The organism is Frankia sp. CcCS3 (assembly GCF_977927575.1).
On sequence record NZ_CDWRCL010000318.1, the window covers coordinates 1 to 2,743 of the forward strand.

At 67.6% G+C, this 2,743-nt stretch carries 2 protein-coding genes and 1 pseudogene; 2 read left to right on the plus strand and 1 reads right to left on the minus strand.

The window, feature by feature from the left end:
* A pseudogene (locus tag AC08OQ_RS18540) lies at positions 1-223 on the plus strand (acyl-ACP desaturase); the annotation flags it as partial.
* Between the two features lie 131 nt (positions 224-354).
* Here the strand turns inward: AC08OQ_RS18540 and AC08OQ_RS18545 are convergent.
* Positions 355-1,170, minus strand: a complete 816-nt coding sequence (locus tag AC08OQ_RS18545; protein ID WP_476605867.1) for a ferritin-like domain-containing protein — start codon at positions 1,168-1,170, stop codon at positions 355-357.
* Between the two features lie 417 nt (positions 1,171-1,587).
* Here AC08OQ_RS18545 and AC08OQ_RS18550 point away from each other — a divergent pair.
* Positions 1,588-2,743 (plus strand): FAD-dependent oxidoreductase (locus tag AC08OQ_RS18550; protein WP_476612263.1); only part of this gene is annotated, 1,156 nt, incomplete at its 3' end.

Here is a 2,743-nt window from a genome sequence, read left to right on the forward strand (position 1 = left end):
TGGCTGCCCCGATAAACTTCCCAAACAGGCCCTAGCCGACACGATTCGGGGTTACTGGCGCTGGGCCCTGCGGATCGCCGAGACTGCCCGCTACGATCACACCGACGCTTACCCGCACCTCATCCGGGTGGTCAACCGGGCGGTCGACGTCCGCACCGACAAGGTCGACGAACTGGTCCGCTTCGTCGACGCCTGCCGGTCGACGACCCTGGACACCCCGTAGGACTCTGCCAGGACCACCACGGCAGCAGTGACCCGTCCTACGAAGCGGCGGCCGGTGAATGTGGGGGGCCTGAGCACGGTCTGCGATCCCTGGACCGTGCTCAGGTCCCCACAACTCGGCCGCCGAAGCGGTCAGGGCATCGCCTCCACCAGCGCCTGCCGGATGTCGGAGTTCCGGTTGAACTCCCGGCCGAGAACACTGCCGAGCGCCTTGCGGATCTTCATCTGGAGCTGTTCCAGCGTATCCGGATCGGAAACCTGCAAGAACACCTCGAACGCGGTGTCAATGGTCTCGTGGCCCTGAAGGTCTTCGAGCAGGCGGTGCTTGAATTCCCCCACCGGATGCTTGATCCGGTTGTTCGACATGTAGAAGTGGAACGTCTCCAACACGGATACAAGCTCGTGCGGATTCCGCTCCATCCGGCGCTTCGCGAAGTACATGAACTCCCGGGCATGACCGGCTTCGTCCCGGCTGGCGCGCAGCATGAGGTCCGCCAGCACCGGCTCGCGCACCCATTCCGACATCGTCCGGTAGACCGTGTTCACCGTCATCTCCGAGATGACGGTGGTGATCAGAGTGGCGCTGGGCGTGGTACCCGGTACGTAGGGCTCGCGCAACGCCTCGATCCGGCGCTGGTCGATCTGGGCGTCCACCGCCTGCAGCCACGCCCGGAAGGCGTAGTGGTGCTGGAGCTCCTGGTAGCCCCAGATGTTCACGAAGGCAGAGCAGTCGTAATCGTCGATGAACTCGTTGAGAAAGCCGTGCACCGCTGCGATGGAGGTGGCCTCGCCCATGACCGCGCCCTTGACCAGCGCGATGTACTCGGGCTGGATGAGATCCCTGCGGATCTCATCCAACGGCAGGTCGACCAGCTTCCACTGCAGCCGCTCATAGTGCTGGAATACGTCGAAGCTGTGCGCGTTCTCGATGGTGTCGGAGGTCGCCATGCTGGAATCTCCCCTGGCCCGGTCCCGTCGACCTGTGCAGACTCGTTTCTATTTCACCACAATTAGTTTGACAATATCGGCGGCCGGTCATTGCATCATCCCATCGATCGATGGGAACAGGCTATCGTACCCACGACAAAGTCCCTGGATTTTTATGATGTTCTCGCCCAGGATTCCGGGAAGATTAACCCACGAGTCGATCCGGCGGGCCGACAATACCCATGGCTGCTCTGGCTCCATGAACCTGCTCCATGCACCTGCTCCATGAACCGCGCGAAAACCGCGCGAGAGACCAGGTAAGAGGGAGTTCATGTGACACCTGCTGCGCACGCTGCTGACGCGGGTCAAGAAGCTGGAGCTGCCTGGAACCGCTCAGTGACAGCCTCCAAGGCAAGCCAGACGTCAGCTTCCGCGGCCTTGCAGGACTCCCTGTCGCCCCGCGGTAGCCGCGGGCACGCTGCCGTCCTCGGCGCCGGGATGGCCGGACTCCTCGCGGCCCGGGTGACGGCCGAGTTCTTCGACCGGGTGACGATCATCGAACGAGATGACCTCACCACCGAGGGTACTCGCCGCGGCGTGGCGCAGGGATCCCACCTGCACGCCCTCACCGAACGAGGCCGGTTGTGCCTGGAGGAGCTGTTCCCCGGGTTCACCGACACCGTGACCGGCCACGGTGCGCCCCGCGCCCACATGCTCGTCGAGACCCGGTGGTACGTCCGCGGGCTGCGGTTGTACCCCACCGACACCGGGCTCACCTCCCTGCTGGCGAGCCGGCCGCTGCTGGAGGGCGTGCTGCGGGAGGCCATACTCGCTCGTTCCCAGGTCCGCCTGCTGCAGCGGGTGCGCGCCGTTGGGCTGGTGGCGCGGCCCGGCCCGGGCGGCCCGGGCGAACCCGGCCGGATCGTCGGGGTCCGGGTCGAACGCCTCGATGGCGGCCCGCGGCCAGACGACGCCCGAGTCAACGGCTCCAGCACCCGGCCCGACAGCAGCACCCGGCCTGACGGGGTACGCCCTGCGGATGCGCACCTCGACGGCGGCGAGGTCATCGAGGCGGATCTGGTCGTCGATGCGATCGGCCGCGGCTCCCGGGCAGCGGACTGGCTCGCCGCGCACGGGCTGCCCGTGCCCGTGCGGGAGCAGGTCGACGTCGACCTCGGCTACGCCTCCCGCGTCTACCGGCGACGCGCGAGCGACCTCGACGGCCAACGCGCGGTTATCATCTCGACGATTCCCGGGCTGCGCGGCGGTGGCGCCGTCGCGCAGGAGGACGATCGGTGGATCGTCACCCTGGCCGGCATGCTCGGCGAGCATCCGCCCACCGACCCGGACGGGTTCGCCCGCTTCGCGGCGACCCTGCCCGCTCCCGACATCGCCCGGCTCATCGCCGACGCCGAGCCGCTCGGGGACCCGACCCCCTACCGCTTCCGCGGATCGGTGCGACGCCCGTACGCACGCCTGCGCGAGCCCAGCGCCGGCTTCGTCGCCCTCGGGGACGCGGTGTGCACCCTCAACCCGCTGTACGCCCAAGGGATGACGGTCGCGGCCCAGCAGGCGCTGGCGCTGCGGGACGCCC